This is a genomic window from Leptospiraceae bacterium (assembly GCA_015075105.1).
In the GTDB taxonomy this organism is placed as follows: domain Bacteria; phylum Spirochaetota; class Leptospiria; order Leptospirales; family Leptospiraceae; genus JABWCC01.
In genome coordinates, this window is sequence record JABTUZ010000002.1 from 642925 (window position 1) to 661299 (window position 18375).

The window sequence follows — 18375 nt, forward strand, 5'->3', positions numbered from 1 at the left end:
ATAATCAGTTATTTGAGTTTTATGAAAACTCCAATACTAAGAGAAACTGCACAAACTACAAAGAAAAATCTGAAAATATAAATCGGAGGTATATGGTTTTTAGAAGATTTATTTTTTAAAGAAGGAAGATTTTCTCTCGAAGCAAGTAGGAAGTCTTCTGACTTTTTATTGGCTGCTTCCTTAAATTTAAGAATATTAGAATTTTTAGATAAGAGATAGTGCTTTCTTGCTTCCATTTGGACTGCAAACTTTTCATTTTTTAGTAATTTTCTTTTTGCTTCTAAAGTTTGATTTTCTGCTTCAATCTTTTCAATTTCTATCTTAAGAGATTCTAATTTTTCTTTCATTTCCATACGAACAAGAATTCCAGACGTACTCAATAAGCTAAAATACACAAGTCCTAAGATAAAAATTAATGAAGATACAATTTGTAGTCGCTTTAGATTATTCAAGATTATAAAAAGTCTCCCTTCCTCTGTAATTGGCAATCTTACCAAGCTCTTCTTCTATACGAAGAAGCTCATTGTATTTTGCTACCCTATCTGTTCGAGACAAAGACCCGGTTTTAATTTGCCCGGCGTTTGTAGCAACTGCTATATGACTAATTGTTGCGTCTTCTGTCTCCCCGCTTCTGTGACTAATCACTGCGGTATAATTTGCTTTCTTTGCCATTTCGATTGCTGACAATGTTTCAGTCAAGCTGCCGATTTGGTTTACTTTGATTAGAATTGAGTTGCAAATTCCTTCAGAAATTCCTTTGCTTAGTTTCTCAATATTTGTAACAAAAAGATCGTCTCCTACGAGCTGAATCTTTTTACGAAGTTTCTCACTAAACAGTTTCCACCCTGCCCAATCGTTTTCGTCCAATCCATCCTCTATAGTAATAATCGGATACTTATCTACCAAATCTGAATACATCTTTATCATTTCTTCAGAGCTATATTCTTTTATATCACTAGAATTTTTTGATTTTTTACCTAAGATATACTTCTTTTTTCCTTTATCGAAGAATTCGCTACTTGCTGCGTCGAGGCCTATCAGTATATCCTCTTTCGGCTTGTACCCAGCTTTAGAAATCGCCTCTAGAATCACTTCGATTCCCTCTGCATTACTTTTTAAGTCAGGTGCAAATCCACCTTCGTCACCAACGGCAGTATTCAAGCCCTTGGATTTAAGAACAGATTTCAAATTGTGAAAAACTTCTGCTCCCATTCTTAGTCCTTCGTGGAAAGATTTTGCACTGACAGGTAAGATCATAAATTCCTGAAAGTCGATATTATTATCAGCGTGGGATCCTCCATTTAATATATTCATCATCGGGACAGGCAATTCTCTTGAATAGCTTCCACCAATATATCTATAAAGGGGAAGTCTGCAATGGTTTGCGGCTGCCTTAGCTACAGCAAGCGATACTCCTAAAATTGCATTTGCTCCTAGATTTTTCTTGTTTGGAGTTCCGTCTAAGTCAATCATTGCTTGATCGACTTTAATTTGATCGGTTGCGTTTAGTCCGATTACTGATTTAGAAAGTTTGTCGTTTACATTGCTGACTGCTTTTAAGACTCCTTTTCCAAGGTATCTTTTTTTGTCGTCATCTCTCAACTCGACTGCTTCGTACTCACCTGTAGATGCACCTGAAGGGACTGCGGCTCGCCCAAAAGATCCATCCTCTAAAAAAATATCCACTTCCACGGTAGGATTTCCACGAGAATCCATTATCTCGCGCGCTTTTACTGATTTGATTTTTGAAGAGTCAGAGTTCATTATAATTTAACCTCATTTTTTTCTATTTATGTTATTTTCTAACTATAAGAAGGCTTGTCCAGAAAAATCTCGTCACACTATTTTAAAAATAACAAAAATGTTTACCGTTATCTCTATTAAAAAATGCTTGAATTTATGAAACTAAGAGATAGTAGAAAAGAGATAAAAATTTATCTAAACAGTAAAGATGAATTTGAAAAAGTGCCTTTATACAAAGTGCTTGTGGATAAATTTCTTAAAATGGATATTACCGGCTGCACGATCATTAAATCAAATTCGGGTTACGGTTCAAACTTAAAGCTAAAATTTTCCGATGACTTACTTTCTACGTTACTTCAAAAAGAATCTACTGTAATTTTGACGGTGATTGAATCAGAGAAAAGAATCGAAGAAATCATCAAAGTTTTAGACGAGTTTATAGGAGACGGGATTGTAACGATCAAGGATGTAGAGTTCATTCGCTATACAAAAACAAAAATTACTCCAGAGGATATTCGCCTTGCCGAAGGGGCTTGATTTCAGATGAGCGAAAGACTTAAATATATCAGAAACTTTTCAATCATAGCGCATATTGATCACGGTAAGTCAACTTTAGCCGATAGACTTCTTGAATATGGTGCTTTGACTGATGATAGAACAAAAAAAAATCAAATCTTAGATTCTATGGATATTGAGCGAGAAAGAGGAATTACTATCAAGGCGAGTAACGCTTCTTTTGATTACAAATCTAAAGATGGAAACATTTATCATTTTAATTTAATTGATACTCCCGGGCACGTTGATTTTAATTATGAAGTTTCAAGAAGTCTCATGGCTTGCGAAGGAGTTTTATTGATTGTAGATGCAAGCCAAGGTGTAGAAGCTCAAACTCTTGCCAATCTCTATTTGGCAATGGAGGCAAATTTACACATTATTCCTATTATAAACAAGATTGATCTGCCGAGTGCCGATATACCAAGGTGTTTGAAGTTAATAGAGAACACGCTCGGTCTCGATTCAACAGAAACGGTTGCGATTTCTGCAAAGACTGGACTTGGTGTCCAAGATGTTCTTGAAGCAATTGTAAAATATATTCCTCCACCAACAGGGGATGATAACGCTCCTCTGAAAGCCTTGGTCTATGATTCTTATTTTGATGCGTACATGGGAGTTGTGGCAAAGGTTCGTATTTTTGAGGGAGTCGTAAAAAAGGGAGATCGGATTCTATTCATGTCAAATGGAAAAAATTTCACAGTGACAGAAATCGGAATCAACCAGTTAAGACTAATTTCAAAAGATACGTTATACGCCGGTGATGTAGGGTATATTGTTGCTGGAATAAAAAATGTAGCTGATGCAAGAACAGGAGACACGATTACTTTACTCGACAAACCTACAAAAGAGCCTGTTCACGGGTATAGAGATGCTAAACCAATGGTGTTCTCCGGGCTATTTCCGATTTATGGAGAACAGTTTGAGGAATTTGTAGAGGCTATAGAAAAGTTAAAATTAAACGATGCAGCGCTTATCTATGAAAAGGAAAGCTCAAACGCTCTTGGTTTTGGTTTTAGAGTAGGGTATCTCGGACTTCTCCACATGGAAATAGTCCAAGAAAGACTCGAAAGAGAATTTAACTTGTCTCTTATTACCACAGCTCCTTCTGTAAAGTACAGGATTACAAGTACGAAGGGAGAGACTTATGAAATAGACAATCCTTCTAAATTTCCTGATCCACAAACTATTGAAATCATGGAAGAGCCTTATGTAAAAGCTACAATCCTTACTCCAAATGAATACGTCGGAAACATAATGAGTCTTGTAATCGAAAAAAGAGGTGTTCATCAAAACTCAGTCTATTTAGATTCTGATAAGGTACAATTGGTTTATGAGATTCCTCTGGCAGAATTGATATTTGAATTTTATGACAAATTAAAGTCTTATTCCAAAGGTTATGCCTCCTTAGATTACGAGCCGATTGGTTATATGCAGTCCAAACTCGTAAAGTTAGATATTATGGTGAATGGAGAAGTTGTAGATGCGTTATCTACCATCGTTCATAAGACAAGAGCAGAGCAAAGGGGCAGGGCAATCATTGAAAAACTAAAAGAGTTGATTCCTCGACAACAATTTGTAATTGCAATCCAAGCAGCCATTGGAAGTAAAATCATAGGACGAGAAAATGTAGCAGCTGTAAGAAAAAATGTTACTGCAAAATGTTACGGTGGAGATATTACTCGAAAGAAAAAACTTCTCGAAAAACAAAAGGAAGGCAAAAAAAGAATGAAACAATTCGGCTCCGTAGAAATTCCGCAAGAAGCCTTTCTCGCTGTTTTAAAGACAGATTGAAATAGGTGTATTTTTATCTTGGAACGATTTAAAAATATTTCTCCATTGATTTACATAAACTCAATTCTTCTTATTGTTCTATTTTTATTAATTTATCATCCGGGTGTAAAAAATAGAATTCTCTCGATAACAGCAAAAGAAACAAAACTTAGTAAAACCGAACAAAACAGCGCAGTTCAAATTCAAAAAGTTTTTCGGTCTGTTTATTCGCTTACCAAAGATAGCGTAGTTTCTATCAGAACTACTCAAGACGAAAATCTACCGTATTTTTATGAGGGAAGAGAAAATGAAATCTCAGCGCTTGGAAGCGGGTTTATCATTGATTACAGCGGGCATATCTTAACAAACTACCATGTAATAAAAATGTCTAAGTCAATCGAGGTGATTTTACCAAACGGAAGAACTGAAAAAGCAGAATTTATTGGAAGCCACGAGAGAGCCGATCTTGCACTTTTGAAAATTCCAAATAGTGAAGGACTGAAACCGGTTACTTTTGGAAATTCTGATGAAGTAGAAGTAGGGGACTGGGCGATTGCTATTGGCTCTCCTTTTGGTTTGGAAAAAACTTTTACTGTAGGAGTAGTGTCCGCAAAATCAAGAGCTGATCTAGATGAGACAGGGCAAAGCCATATTCAAACAGACACTGCGATAAATCCCGGAAATAGTGGAGGTCCCTTACTCAATATTAATGGAGAAGTCATCGGAATTAACAGACTCATTCGATCAAATTCAGGCTCCAGTTCTGGAATAGCTTTTGCAATCCCTATAAACTACGCCAAAAAAATTCTTGAGATGATTAAGGAAAATCCAAAAGTTAATATTCGTCCTGCAACACTTGGAGTAGTTGCAACAGCTCCACCGACGGAACACAAAAGAGCACTTGGTATTCCAGTTGACGAAACCGGAGTTTTGGTTTATGGAATCGAGCCTTTTTCTTCTGCCAATAGAGGCGGGCTTCAAAGATTTGATTTGATTCAAGAAGTCAACGGATCTAAAATACTCAGTATTCGAGAGTTGAGAGAAGAAGTTTCTCTTGCAGGGCTTGGAGGAAAACTAAAAATCCAAGTACTCCGAAAAGGAAAAAAAATTACAATACAATTAAAATTAATTCACAAACAATGAATCACTTTTGAAATAATATTTTAACTAATTCATTGTATGCAGTTTGCAAATCACTATTTACAATTCTGTAATCAAACTTTTCAGATAGTTTCAATTCCATTTCGCCATTCTTAATTCTTTTTTTAATTTCTTCCGGGTTGTCTGTAGCTCTGGATTGCAACCTATTTATCCAAGTCTCTGTATCTGGGGGAAGAATAAAAATTGAAATGCATTCAGGGATTTTCTTTTTAACAATGGAAGCGCCTTGTACATCAATGTCGAGGATTACGTTATTACCTTTTTCCAAATTTTCAAAAATTAAATTCTTAGGCGTACCATAATAATTCCCGTGAACCACAGCCCATTCAAAAAAACTATCTTTTTCAATTAGTGTTTCAAATTCATTCTTAGAAACAAAATGATAGGTAACTCCTTCTACGTCACCGGGTCTTGGTTGTCTGGAAGTAACAGAAACAGAAAATTTACACTCCGGATAATCTTTTAAAACCATTCCGATCAGAGTTGATTTTCCCCCGCCCGCAACAGATGAAATTATGAATAATTTTCCTTTTCGCATATCTACTCAATTGCTATACTTGACTCCTCTTCTTCTATTGCAACCGAATTATCCTCAGTTTCTATCCTCTTTATCAAAGATTCTACTCTAAGTGCAGACAAAATCAAGTGACCACTATCGGTAATTATAATAGACCTTGTTTTTCTGCCTTGAGTCGCCTCAATCAATAATCCTGATTTTTTTGCTTCATTTCTAAGACGCTTTCCTGATGCAGAGTCTGATTGAATCATGGAAACAATTTTAGAAATCATAACTATATTGGAAAAGCCGACATTCAATACCTTCAAGACTAAAGTTTAGGAAAAATTCCTCTCCTGTCAAATTTAATAGTTTCGATTAGAGAAACTTCTGGGATTGCAATTCCAAGCTCAGTGGCTATTTCTGAATGAGAATAATTTTTTTTCAACAGAAAAACAACTTTTTCTATTCTTGTTGCACTCTCCGGTATTTCTTTTAAAGCTACTCCGGCAGAAATTTTGATTTCATCTTTTTTTTGATTTCCATAGACTTCTTGTGGGTGTTGAACCATAGACAACACTTCTGCAAAAGAATTTTCTTCTTTCATATTGTTTGTAATATCAATAGAATTTGTCTGGCTCTTGAAAGGGTCTCCTCCTATAGAATAGTCTAAAGAATTTTTTACTCCTGATGATTGAACAAGGTAATTTTCTGAATGCTCTTCAATTTTCAACGGATCGTTTATTCCAAGAAAAGACTTTACGCCTTTTCCTAATCCTGTAATAAATTCCATGAGGATTGGACCCGATGTAAGTGAATCTGACTTGGACTCTTTATTTTTTGTATTGGATCCTAAGTTATAATTTTCTTTCTGATGAATAAATTCATTTTTTAGATACTCTCGATTGACACCCAAGGCTTGAACCCCTTCACGTATATTTTCTTCTGCCTGTAAATTTTTGACTGTTTCTTTTTGAGAATATTCTTTAAGAATAGGAAAGGAAGAGTTTTCTTTTTTTAGGTTTGTTGTAGTAGAGGTGACTTCATTTGGTAGATTTAAAGACTCAGCTTTTTGAATCAGATTTCGTAAAATAACTATTCTAGAATCCATTTGAGCTAAATAACTTTCGCTTTCTTTATAAAATAAAAGAATATCTCTGTTCATATCTGCTTTGAATTTTTTACTTTGATACTCTTTGACGCTATTTGTAACCTTGATGGAAACAGCATAGTACAACACTACTGCAAATATTAAATTTATAATAACTAAAGCCAGAAGTTCCAAAAAAATCTCCCTCAATGAAAGTTTCCAACAACATTCCATCGAAAATCCCCACCTATTTTTCTATTGGGTATTCTTTTTTAACGAATATCTGACATAGGCATATTTTTACGCAAAAAACTCAAAAGAGCTTTTCCCTGATATGCTTTTTATACCTTTTCCCTCAGAGTTGTAAAAAAGTATAGAGTTATTTTCATATTTTTTTAAATCTGAGCTATTTGCTTTTTTTTGTCCACGAATATAGGGCTCATCTTTTCCACTTCGATCCTCTTTCCAGAGAATGCCTGTTGACTCGACTGGGGGGGCTAATTTATTTCTTTTTTCAACGTATTCTTTTAGAATTTTTGTTTGTTCGACCATCTGATTTAGAGTAGTATATGGATTCTCAAACTGCCATTTTCTGGCAATATCGTGAGATTGAAGTTGTCCATATAAGGTCTCTGCTATTCTCATTTCACTTTGTTAGAAGGTTTTTTGTCCTTTGACCTTTTTTTCCTCCAGTCAGCCTTTGCAGGATTTGGATCCTCGTAGGGCATTTGTTTAATCAGACCGTTTTCTTGGTAAAAAGTTTTAGTTTTAATTTCGTTTTTTACTCTGTATTCTGCATTTTTAATTCTTAAAAAAACTCCACCAAAAAGTATCTTTTCTACGCTAATTTTACCATGCTCGCTTGTTTCTTCAAGATAATTTTGTAAAGTTTGGATTTCTTGTTCGTATTCGGTGATTCTTTTGTGAAGTTTTTTCCCGCCTTGCTCAAGTTTTACCATGTGCGCAGCATTTTCTTCGGAAAAAGAAGAAGGGTCTGCCTCTTTTCGGGCTTTTAAAGTTTTTAAACTTTTTTGAATTTGATCTAATTTACCCTTATTTTCCTCTTTTTTGGCTTCGTAGTCTGCGATTTGCTTTGATATTTTAGGATTAAATCCGACTACGAGATCAGTTTGCGGGTTTGCTTTAGAGCCGATAACCTTTGCTACAATTAGATTTCCTGCTTTGGAAACTCCACCTACAATTTGACCTCTTTTTCCTTGGCAGGCAATTTTTCCACCGGCACTTATTTCGGAGTGCATAATTCCCTCTTGCACAATTACGTCTTTGTCTGTGGTTACAGTTGCATTCTGGATAAACTTAGCTACAATATTCCCACTGGTTGATTCAATTTTTGCTTCTCCTCTACCAGTGACTCCCTGACGAATTACAATATCCCCGTCTGCTTCAACTATCGCCTTTTGAACTGTACCGTAAACTTCTATATTTCCTGCGGCCTTAACTTGAAAATTGTCTTCGATATTGCCTGTAATTATGATAGAGCCGAGGAAGGTAATATTTCCAGTCCTATTTCCTACGTCTCCATTGATTCTATAAATAGTTTCTACAGACAGTTTATCATTTAGAAATAAAACCTGTCCGTTAACTTCTGCGGTTAATTTAGAACGATCCTCTGATAGAATTGTACCCTTCCCTTGCTTTAGTTGAATATCAACTCCGTCTTTTGCTTCTAATAACTGATTGTATAAATCTCTTCCCCATTTTCCTTTTTCAGGTGGAATTTTCTCTGCAAGCAGTTGACCAACCACTACGTTTTCAATTAAGTCCATATTTCTATAATCTACTTTTCCAAAGCTATCTTCTTTGAATTCGATTACTTTTTCTGTTCTTACATGATACACGATGCTTGCATTTTTCCCGTTCACAGGCGGGTCTCCTGTTGCTGCGAGAAATGCGATATTATAAGTATCTGCCTCTACTTGGTTTTTAATTTCTTCTTCTTTGATTCCATATCGAATCCCAGAATTTTTTAGAGTAGATACGATATCCGATACTTCTAAATCTCTACCGTTTGGTTTTGGAGGAATCAGTGTAACCATTGCTTTCATTTTATCAGCAGAAATATCCACCATGATTTTTCCTTCCATGCCTGCTTTAATTTTTGAGTCTGCAATTCTAACAGGCTCACCGGACTCTTCTTTTAAAGATTTTGAAATTAAACTTTGGTTTACGTCGGTGATTCCTTTATGGGACAATCTTCTTACTACTTCATCTTGCGTAACTCTTCTGCCTTCTCCTTTGGGTGGAAAGATTGTAAGCCAAACACCGGATTTATAATTTTTCAGGCAGACCCAACCATCTTTGTTCTTCGGTACAATTAATTCTTTTAAATTCGTGGACAATAATTTCCCGGAACCACCTGTAAGTTTTTTGTCCAATGCGATTAAATCGTCATAGGATTCATCATCAGGTAAGATAGAAACTCGAATATGGTAAGGCTCTCCAAAGAAAAAATTTTTCTTTCCTCTTTTTAAAACGATGTAATCTAATTGGTGAATTTGTTTTCTGAGGTGCTTTGATGCCAACTTCAGACATTCATCTACAGTATCGCCGATTACTTCTACTTGTTCGCCCTCGAGCTTGTGCAAAAGCTCGTCTTGCTCGCTCATGAATGTTTTTAAAGCACCCATATCGCCCCTCTTTAAAGTATTAGAATGAATTAATTTTAAATATTACTTTTTAGTAACTACTGATTTTACTTTTCCGAGTTTACTTCTAAGCCTCATTACAGCTTTTGTGTGGAGTTGAGAAATTCTAGATTCAGTAACTTCCAATACTTCACCGATTTCTTTTAATGTGAGGTCTTCATAATAGTATAGAACGATTACCTTTTTTTCTTTTTCCGGCAGAGTCTGAATTGCTTCCACAATTACATTTTTTACTTCTTCTTTTTCGATAATCACATCAGGATTCATATTAGCCGGAGATTCGAGAGTTTCCATAAAAGAAACTTCATCGTTTTCGTCTCCCAAAAACCAAATATCATTCAAGGAGACAAGTGAAGTCCCACTAATTTTAGTAAGTAAACTTCCTAGCTCTTCTACAGATACTCCAAGCTCTTTTGCAATCGCTTCGTCTTCAACAGTCTGTCCTTCTTTATTTTCGAGCATTCCGATAATTTGTTCTAATTGTCTTGCTTTTTGTCGTATTGATCTAGGAATCCAGTCGATGGAGCGAAGCTCATCAAAAATACTTCCCCGAATTCTTGTCATTGCATAAGTTTTGAATTTGATTTCTCTGGCAGGATCAAATTTCTCGATAGCGTCTAAAAGTCCAAATACACCATAACTCACAAGGTCGTCGAATTCTACATTTTGTGGCATACCGATAGCCACTCTTCCGGCAACGTGTTTTACGAGTGGTGAATATTTTTCTACTAAATAGCTGCGTATTTCTTGTTTTTTAGAAATCCTGTATTCTTTCCAAAGCTCATTCTCTTCTATCTGATTGTATTTCTCTAGCAGCTTTGACATATTCTTCCGAAATCTAAAATCTAACCTTTATTTATTTCCAATCTTCTGATTGAATGCTATCTCTTTATACATTCGTTAAAAATGAATATTTAGAATAGTACTTTTTTGTAATTATGTAGCAAAAACGTAACTTTTTTAGACATAATTTCTATCTATTTCATTTTTGGGCATAGGTATTTACAAAAAGGCTTTTTCTGGGTGTGTGGTTGCAAATAAAAATAGATCAACCGCCAGCGTCGTCGTCTTTTGCGAGCATAGTTCTTACTGCTTCCGCCATAAGTTTAGGTTCATTTTTTAAAGTTATGTTTTCTACGATTATGTGATCTCCGTATTTTCCATCTTTTGTCTTGGTTTGAGGACGAGATATTTCTACTCCTAAATTATCCGAATGAGTTTCTGTAGGTGTTCCTGATTCCGTGCTTGCAGAAGTGGATCTGAAATTAATAGGGTTAGAAATTTTTGTAGTTTCATCTTCGTCACTTTCTCCACCCATAAGCTCAAATTGACTTAAAATTTCTAAAAATTCAGGCACTTTCATTTGTAAAATAAAATGAATGCCGAACCCTAAAGTTGCAAATACGAATGAAGAAATGAGTGAAACAAAAGCAATATGGGTAACTCTATTTCCTACAATAAAGCCGGAAATTGTGCTGATTAAAAGACCTAAAGCAAAAAAGAAAACTATAAATTGGAGCTGTAAGCTCAAGTGTCTTCTCCCATCTGTTTTTCCATTTCTTGTTCTCTATGATCTAAGAATCCAAAAAACTTTTTAAAGAAATCACCAATCTTTAGTTCATCCGTTAGAGAATTTTCTGAATTTGTTAGGGTGTATGTAATTCTGTTTAAACAAGATGCAGCTTTTGAACGAGGATAATTTATTACATAAGGTTTTTGTTCTCTGATACTTTTTTCAACTTCTTCGTCTTGGAAAATAAAACCTAAATGTTCAACTCTTACCTCTAAAAATTGACCGCTAATATCAATTACGCGATCAGCTACTTTTTTTCCTTCTATGGCACTTTTTACTCGATTTACAATAATCTTTAGATTTTTTTCTTTGCTTTGAGTTACAATAGATTTGATAAGCCCGTAAGAGTCTGTAATTGAAGTAGGTTCAGGGGTAGTGACAATAATCACTTCATCGGCGGGCATGATTAGTCCGATTACATTCGAGCTGATGCCTGCACCGGTGTCTATTATCATATAATCGTAGTGTCCTAAATCTGAAAAGCCTTTGATCAGGTTGTTTCTTTGGGTCTCGTTTAAGTTTGCAAGTTGAGCGTAGCCACTGGCTCCGGCAATTATATCGACACCTTCTGTAGTCTGAATAATTATGTCTTTTAAAGATTTATGTCCCTTAACTACATGGTATAAGTTGTATTTAGGAATAATTCCCAAGAGCACATTTATATTTGCCAAACCAAGATCCCCATCAAAAATTAAAACTTTTTGGCCGGTTTTAGCAATAGATATTCCCAGATTTACGGACAGGGTAGTTTTACCCACTCCACCTTTACCGGATGCCACAGCAAGAATTTTAGTTCTTCTTCTCTGTGGGTTGATTACCTTTAAAGGTGAAACCTGATTAGCCAATTTTCGTAAATTTGTAGCTTGATCCATTCTTTAACCTACTATTTTAGCTAAAAGTGGATCAACCGGCAACCGCAAAGACCTCACCTTTAAGCTCTCTGATTTTCTCAGGATAAACAACAATTTCAGCAAGCAACTTTCGGTCGGCAGACGTAATATCAAAAGGAACATCCTGACCAGTACTGAAAAATGTAAATCTCTTATTTAGTGTATCGGCTAATTCTACAAAGCTACATAAAAAATCTGCCTCGTCTGTTTTGGTTACTAAAATTCTGTTGTAATTTAAACTTTCGTAAGCTGAAAATACAGACTTTGCATTGCTGTAGGAAGACGTTGCAGAAATCACCAATATATTTTCAACTGAATCTCTCTCAGAAAATACACCTGAAAATTCCTTCATTTTAGAAAAAAATTCAGGATTTCTGTGGCTGTGACCTGCCGTATCTATCAGAATTAATTCTGATCCGTCTCGCAAAAGTGCTTCTTTCATTTTTTCGGGGTCTTTTGCTGCATAAAACGGCAACTCCATTGTATCCGCATACCTTTTTAATTGCTCGATTGCAGCAATTCTGTAATTGTCTAAGGTGTATAAGGAAACTGCTTTTCGCATATTTAGGTAATACCTTGCTGCAAGTTTTGCAATCGTGGTAGTTTTCCCGCTACCTGTTGGTCCTACAAAAAAGATTATCTTTCTTCTGTTTCTGGGAGTTCCCGCAAATAAATCCGAATCTACTGAAATCCTCTCTCTTAGCACTTCAACGCATTTTTCATTTACAAGAGAGCTTTTCGACTTTTCGATCAAAGACAAATTTTCTTCGAGTCTGTCCATTAATTCGGAAGCATAAAAAGAACTCATACCTTCTGTGATAAGTCTTTCTCTTAATCTTATCAAATTGGTCGAGAGAGATTCTTTTATAGTAAATTTTGAATCATTTCTTTTTTCGATTTCCTCGTGCAAAGAAAGTCCTAAATTTTTTCTTTCTGGTTTGATCAATTCTTCTTTTTCTTTTTCAACCAAGATAGAAGTAATCTTTTCTTCTTTTGGGATATCGTCTAACTTATCAGATAGAGTTTTTAACTCACTTAATGGTTTTGCTTTTTTTGCTTCATCTGTTTTTTGTCGAAGAAGTTCTTTTAAGTCCTGAACTTTCTTTTCTACCTTGTCCTTTGAAGATAGCTTTTCAGGAATTCCAATCTCGATTTCATATAGTTTCTTTGCAAGAAAGCCAGAACCAAGTACTCCGCCTTCGGTCACTACTCTTTGATCGTAAACATGGGCTTCCGGCCCATACTTCATCTTCATTTGCATGAAACAATCTTGTATGCTTTTTCCTCTAATTTTTACAAAATCCATATTTTTTTATCCACCTTTATTTATATATTTCTTTACATTAATTCTTCAACTGGTACGGCAACTTGTTTCGCCGGCTCTGTAGTCAGTGTAATCACTGCATCTATAACCGATTTAGTTATAGTATGAATTTCTTCTGCCGCAAGAACTGCAAAATTTCTTGGAGGAAATTCTTTTGCAAGCATATAAGAAAACGGCAAGCGTAAATCTCTTGATACGACTATTATTGGAAACCTCCCTTCTTTTTGAGATAGGTGGTATCGATCGGTAATTGCATTGATTAACTTAAAATGGTAGTCAGGCGGTAAAGAGATTAAAACGCCTTCAATGGGATCACTAACCAAACTTTTGGTGAGGCGATCTGTTATTTTTGCATCCAAAGCAATTACGTGTAACTTTCCGTCAGAGCTCAAATATTCTTTTACAATCTGATTCGATATCGCCTGACGTGCATTTTCCGATAAGAAATTCGGATCGTTTCTTCCGGTAGTATTGTTTGCAATCGACTCCAATATTGGCGTTAGATTTCTAATACCAAGTCCTTCTTTTAAAAAGTTTTGCAAGACTTGTTGAATGATTCCAAGGCTGATTTTTTTATCTTCTAACTCACTGACAAGAGTCGGATGGGTCTCTTTTTGGTGGTCTAATAATTTTTTTACTTCTTCTCTTCCAAGTATGGATGCTGCGTGATTTCTGATAAGCTCAGTCAAATGAGTTACGATCACTGTAGCGGGGTCAACTACGCTGTATCCTCTGCTTTCTGCATCTAATTTATCCGATGGGTCAATCCAGAGTGCTTTGAATCCATAAGTAGGCTCGATAAACTCCTCTCCGGCAATAGGGTCTTGCACCTTTTTCGCATTGTCTAAAGCCATTAGTTTATCGGATCTGACTTTGCTCTCTCCGACTATTACACCATGAATTTTAATAGCATAGAAATCGTGATCCAATTCCATATTGTCCATGATCCGAACAGGTGGAATTACAAGACCAATATCTATTGCAAACTTTCTTCTAACATTTTGAATTCTGTCTAATAACACTCCTCCATAGTTTGCATCAACTAATGGAACAAGATTCAATCCAAGCTCCACTTCGATAGGGTCTGTTCTAAGCTCTTTGTAATAATCGATCTTTTTCTCTCCCTTGCTTTCAATTTCTTTCTTTTCAATCGTTGCAAGAGTTTCTTTTGTATTTCGATCTATTGTATAACCGAGATAAGCCAGAAGTGCTGAAAATGCAATTAGTGAGAAAAAAGGCAGCCCGGGTATGAGTGCAGCCAAACCGAGACTTGATGCAACCACATACAAAACTTTTGGATTGTTGAAAAGCTGTGCCTGAAAATCTTTTGCTAGGTCAGTATCTGAACCGGCTCTAGTGACTATCATACCGGTTGCAGTAGTAGAGAGAAGTCCCGGAATTTGAGATACTAAACCATCTCCGATAGTTAATCTTCCATAAGTTTCAATCGCAAAAAGAAAACTTTCACCTCGAATTGATGTTCCAATAATAATTCCACCGATTAAGTTGATTGCAGTTATGATGAGTCCTGCGCGAACATCTCCTTGTACGAATTTACTCGCACCATCCATAGACCCGTAAAAATCAACTTCTCTTTGAATTTTCTTTCTTCTTTTTCTTGCCTCCTCTTCTGTAATATTCCCACTCGACAATTCTGTATCAATTGCCATTTGTTTACCGGGGAGAGCGTCTAACGTAAACCTTGCAGCTACTTCTGCAATTCTTGTCGCACCTTTTGTAATAACAAGAATCTGAACAATCGTTAAAATTAAGAAAATGATAAAACCAACTAAATATTTTCCGAGTCCTGTCCCACCTCCAACAACAAAAGTTCCAAACGCTTCAATAATATGACTATTGATACCCGGCCCTTGAGATAAAATTTGCCTTGTCGTTGATACGTTAAGCGCTAATCTATAAAGGGTGGTAATAAGCAGCAAATTTGGAAATATAGAGAAGTCGGAAGACTCTCTAACTGAAAGAGAAGTAATCAAAATAATAAGACCGATAGCTAGACTTATTGCAATTAATAGATCAAGTAAAAATCCGGGTAAAGGAACAATGAGCATGCTTACAATTGCCAAGACACCGACGCCCATTATTATATCTGACTCTTTGTACCATTTTTTTTCTTCGTTCATGCACGTAGCCTTTTATACTTATCTAATTTTGTAATAATAACCGAAACTGCATGAAAGAATTTTTCAGGGATAGGTTGATTCAATTCAACTTCCTCATACAGCATACGAGCCTGAACTCTATTTTCCACTATTGGGACGTTATTCTCTCTTGCAATTCTTCTGATGATTAGTGCAATTTCATCCATTCCCTTGGCAATTACCACAGGAGCTAATTGAACTCCCGGTTCATATACCAAAGCAACAGCATAGTGGGTGGGATTGGTAATTACAACGTCAGCAGTTTTGACTTTTTGCAGCATCCCGCTTTGAATCATATCCCTCATTCTTTGGCGACGTTTTTGTAGAATTGCTTTATCACCCTCTTCTTGCTTCATCTCTCTTTTTGCTTCAGCGGGAGTCATTTTTAGAGATTCTTCAAACTCAAATTTTTGGTAAAAAAAGTCCACTATACTGATTACAAAAAGAATAATTCCACAAACTAAAAATATCTTCAGTGATGTGTAAGCAATCATTCCAGTCGATTGGATCACTCCCATATCTCCGGTCATTAAAACAGGTAAAAAATCAAAAGAGATGATGATATAACTTACCCAACCGATTAGAATTATTTTTAGAATAGATTTACCTAAATTAAAAAGAGTTTGACGAGTGGGCAGTACTTTCTTGAAGTTAGGCGACACCCTTGCTAAATCAAATCTGAGTGCTCTCGGTGAAAATAAAAACCCTACTTGGACGACATTTCCTATGATTGCTGTTATGAATGTTATCCCAAGAATTGGTAATAGCAAATAAGAAATCTCTTCAGCGACAGACCTCGACAAAGCTATGAGAGCTTCTGCACCAAATTCATTATTTTTTGCAATTCCATGAAAGTATTTTTTAACCATAAAAGAAAATCGAAAAAAGAGATACTTGCTCAAGAAAAAAATTAAAACCACTCCTGCAATCATCACAAGTGCTGAAGGAATTTCGTTTGATTTAGGAACATTTCCTTTTTCTCTTTCCTCACGCCTTGTTCTTTCACTTGCTTCTTCTGTACGACCTTCATCTTCTGCAGCAAATAATTGGAGTCTGATCCAATACTTTAAATCTGGATCATTTTCTGAAATGACTTGATCTAAGCTCATTTATCAGGCCACTCGCTCAATAGATTGTTGATTCTGTCAAAGGTAATCTCAAAACCATGAACCATTTGTTTTTCGATAAATGGCATAATAGCGATTAAAACAAATATACCGACGACTAATTTTACAGGAAAACTTAGATACATGATATTCATCTGGCTTGCAGCCTTTCCCATGAGTGCTTCTGCAATAGTAATCAAAAATAAAATCCCAAGAACAGGTAAGGCAATTTTAAATGCTACAAGAAACATAGCTCCAAAGGTATATTCAAAAGTTTTCAATATCCCGGAGTTGACCTCACTGGTAAATCGAATCATCTGAATTTTTTCAAAAGAAAATGCAAGGCTTTCAAATAAGATTCTATGTCCACCCGTAATCAAAAAAATAACTATCGCCATTAGATTTTTTAATGTACTGATTACAGGATTGGAAGTTTGACTTACAGGGTCTAAAACCTCAGTATAGCCAAATCCTATCTGTACGCTAAAAAATTCTCCTGCCATCTGAAAAGAGGCAAAGATAATATTTACCAGAAACCCGATAAGTATTCCAATGAAAATTTCTGAAGCCACCAACAACGCATAAGTTCCCATACTTCCCGGGACAGGAGGCATGTATCCGGATGCAAATGGGAAAAGAATTATACTAAATAGGAAAGAAAACATCATCCTGACTGCAAACGGGATTGAGTCGGCAGAAAAAATCGGAGCAACTGTGAGTAAGCCTAAAATTCTTGTCAGAATTAAAAGAAATACTTGAAAGTTATTTACAAAAGGCTCGATCATATTTTTTCAATTACCAAAAATAAATTTCTCGTATAGTCAGTTAATGTCTTAATCATCCAAGGTGAAAATATAACTATGACTACAAAGATAGCAATTAGTTTTGGAACGAAGGCTATTGTTTGCTCTTGAATGGATGTAGTGGTCTGAAGTATTCCTACAATAAATCCTACAATCAGTGCTGAAAGTAAAATAGGCATAGAAACTTTTAAAGTAACTGTAAGAGCTTCACGTATTAAAGTCACTACATCAACTTCTGTCATTTGTAACTCCTGACTAATTCATAAACCAATAGATTCCAACCATCTACCAATACGAATAAAATCAACTTTAGAGGAAGGCTCACCATTACAGGAGGAAGCATCATAAGACCCATAGAGACAAGCGCACTTGCCACAACCAGATCAATTATTATAAAAGGGATAAAGAGATAAATTCCTATGATGAAGGCTTTTTTTAACTCCGATAGCATAAACGCCGGAATCAATACATAAGAGGGAACATCTTCAAAAGATTTTACATTTTTCACTTTCCCCAATTTTAAAAATAGTGCAACGTCTTTTGTTCCGGATTGACCGATTTGTTTCATCATAAATTCTCGAAGAGGTACCATAGACCTTTCAAAAAAAGTATTTGTATCTATTTTTCCGTCGAGGTAGGGATTGAACGCTTTCTCGTTTACAACTCCAAGAGTGGGAGCCATTATAAAAAAAGTCATAAACAGCGCAAGCCCCATCATCACTTGATTGGGTGGAAGGTTTTGTATGGAAAGTGCCCTTCTTACAAAATCTAAAACTATTACAATTTTGGTAAATGATGTAACACTCATGACTATTGCCGGTGCAAGTGAAAGTATTGTCAGTAAAAACAAGATCATCAACGAAAGGCTGGTTTCTCTTGGGGTTTTGGCTTCGTTTACATTAAAATTCAAATTTGGAATTGGGAATCTTGTACCACTTGCTTGTGCAAATATTTCACTTGAGAAAAGACTGATACCAATTAGAAATAAAATTGATGCGAAAATAGTTTTTTTATGTCGCATTATTTGAGAAAATTTTTT

The 18375-nt window shown here is 35.6% G+C and carries 19 protein-coding genes; 3 read left to right on the forward strand and 16 right to left on the reverse strand.

All coding sequences use genetic code 11. The annotated features are described in order from the left end of the window. Positions 1–8: 8 nt before the first annotated feature. Complete coding sequence (locus tag HS129_12905) at positions 9–497, reverse strand: septum formation initiator family protein (GenBank protein ID MBE7412936.1); 489 nt, start codon at positions 495–497, stop codon at positions 9–11. After that, positions 445–1764, reverse strand: a complete 1320-nt coding sequence (gene eno, locus HS129_12910) for a phosphopyruvate hydratase (protein MBE7412937.1) — start codon at positions 1762–1764, stop codon at positions 445–447. The genes HS129_12905 and eno overlap by 53 nt, the downstream gene beginning before the upstream one ends. Positions 1765–1899: 135 nt before the next feature. Between eno and HS129_12915 the strand changes: the two genes are divergently transcribed. From HS129_12915 to HS129_12925, 3 genes are read left to right on the forward strand one after another with little or no spacing between them, the layout of a single operon-like run. Continuing rightward, positions 1900–2280, forward strand: coding sequence for a DUF190 domain-containing protein (locus tag HS129_12915; GenBank protein MBE7412938.1), 381 nt, complete (start codon positions 1900–1902; stop codon positions 2278–2280). Positions 2281–2286: 6 nt separating this feature from the next. Then, positions 2287–4089, forward strand: coding sequence for an elongation factor 4 (gene lepA, locus HS129_12920; protein ID MBE7412939.1), 1803 nt, complete (start codon positions 2287–2289; stop codon positions 4087–4089). An 18-nt stretch (positions 4090–4107) separates the two neighbouring features. Continuing rightward, positions 4108–5211, forward strand: a complete 1104-nt coding sequence (locus HS129_12925; GenBank protein MBE7412940.1) for a trypsin-like peptidase domain-containing protein — start codon at positions 4108–4110, stop codon at positions 5209–5211. Position 5212: 1 nt separating this feature from the next. Here the strand turns inward: HS129_12925 and gmk are convergent, their stop codons facing one another. From gmk to fliP, 14 genes are all read right to left on the reverse strand, one after another. Beyond that, positions 5213–5767, reverse strand: a complete 555-nt coding sequence (gmk, locus tag HS129_12930; GenBank protein MBE7412941.1) for a guanylate kinase — start codon at positions 5765–5767, stop codon at positions 5213–5215. A 2-nt stretch (positions 5768–5769) separates the two neighbouring features. Beyond that, positions 5770–6054 carry a DUF370 domain-containing protein gene (locus HS129_12935; protein ID MBE7412942.1) on the reverse strand — a complete coding sequence of 95 codons (285 nt, stop codon included), beginning with the start codon at positions 6052–6054 and terminating at the stop codon, positions 5770–5772. A 2-nt stretch (positions 6055–6056) separates the two neighbouring features. Beyond that, complete coding sequence (locus tag HS129_12940) at positions 6057–7010, reverse strand: hypothetical protein (protein ID MBE7412943.1); 954 nt, start codon at positions 7008–7010, stop codon at positions 6057–6059. Positions 7011–7115: 105 nt separating this feature from the next. Then, positions 7116–7460: a hypothetical protein gene (locus HS129_12945; protein MBE7412944.1), complete on the reverse strand. Its 345-nt coding sequence runs from the start codon at positions 7458–7460 to the stop codon at positions 7116–7118. After that, positions 7457–9463 (reverse strand): FapA family protein, encoded by a 2007-nt coding sequence (locus HS129_12950; GenBank protein ID MBE7412945.1) that lies wholly within the window; start codon positions 9461–9463, stop codon positions 7457–7459. The genes HS129_12945 and HS129_12950 overlap by 4 nt, the downstream gene beginning before the upstream one ends. Before the next feature lie 42 nt (positions 9464–9505). Further along, on the reverse strand, positions 9506–10306 hold the full coding sequence (gene whiG / locus HS129_12955) for an RNA polymerase sigma factor WhiG (GenBank protein ID MBE7412946.1): 801 nt from the start codon (positions 10304–10306) through the stop codon (positions 9506–9508). A 223-nt stretch (positions 10307–10529) separates the two neighbouring features. Continuing rightward, positions 10530–11012 (reverse strand): hypothetical protein, encoded by a 483-nt coding sequence (locus HS129_12960; protein MBE7412947.1) that lies wholly within the window; start codon positions 11010–11012, stop codon positions 10530–10532. Further along, the gene (locus HS129_12965) at positions 11009–11926 is read right to left on the reverse strand and encodes a MinD/ParA family protein (protein ID MBE7412948.1); all 918 of its coding nucleotides are present in this window, start codon (positions 11924–11926) and stop codon (positions 11009–11011) included. Before HS129_12965 ends, HS129_12960 begins: the two co-directional genes overlap by 4 nt. A 31-nt stretch (positions 11927–11957) precedes the next feature. Then, on the reverse strand, positions 11958–13250 hold the full coding sequence (gene flhF, locus HS129_12970) for a flagellar biosynthesis protein FlhF (GenBank protein ID MBE7412949.1): 1293 nt from the start codon (positions 13248–13250) through the stop codon (positions 11958–11960). A 32-nt stretch (positions 13251–13282) separates the two neighbouring features. After that, on the reverse strand, positions 13283–15409 hold the full coding sequence (locus HS129_12975) for an FHIPEP family type III secretion protein (protein ID MBE7412950.1): 2127 nt from the start codon (positions 15407–15409) through the stop codon (positions 13283–13285). Then, a complete protein-coding gene (gene flhB, locus HS129_12980) occupies positions 15406–16536 on the reverse strand; it encodes a flagellar type III secretion system protein FlhB (GenBank protein MBE7412951.1) in 1131 nt (376 codons plus the stop codon). The genes HS129_12975 and flhB overlap by 4 nt, the downstream gene beginning before the upstream one ends. Further along, positions 16533–17315 (reverse strand): flagellar biosynthetic protein FliR, encoded by a 783-nt coding sequence (gene fliR / locus HS129_12985; protein ID MBE7412952.1) that lies wholly within the window; start codon positions 17313–17315, stop codon positions 16533–16535. The genes flhB and fliR overlap by 4 nt, the downstream gene beginning before the upstream one ends. After that, entirely contained in the window at positions 17315–17578 is a 264-nt protein-coding gene (fliQ, locus tag HS129_12990) for a flagellar biosynthesis protein FliQ (protein ID MBE7412953.1), read from the reverse strand. The genes fliR and fliQ overlap by 1 nt, the downstream gene beginning before the upstream one ends. Continuing rightward, positions 17575–18357, reverse strand: coding sequence for a flagellar type III secretion system pore protein FliP (gene fliP, locus HS129_12995; GenBank protein MBE7412954.1), 783 nt, complete (start codon positions 18355–18357; stop codon positions 17575–17577). The genes fliQ and fliP overlap by 4 nt, the downstream gene beginning before the upstream one ends. Positions 18358–18375: the final 18 nt, after the last annotated feature.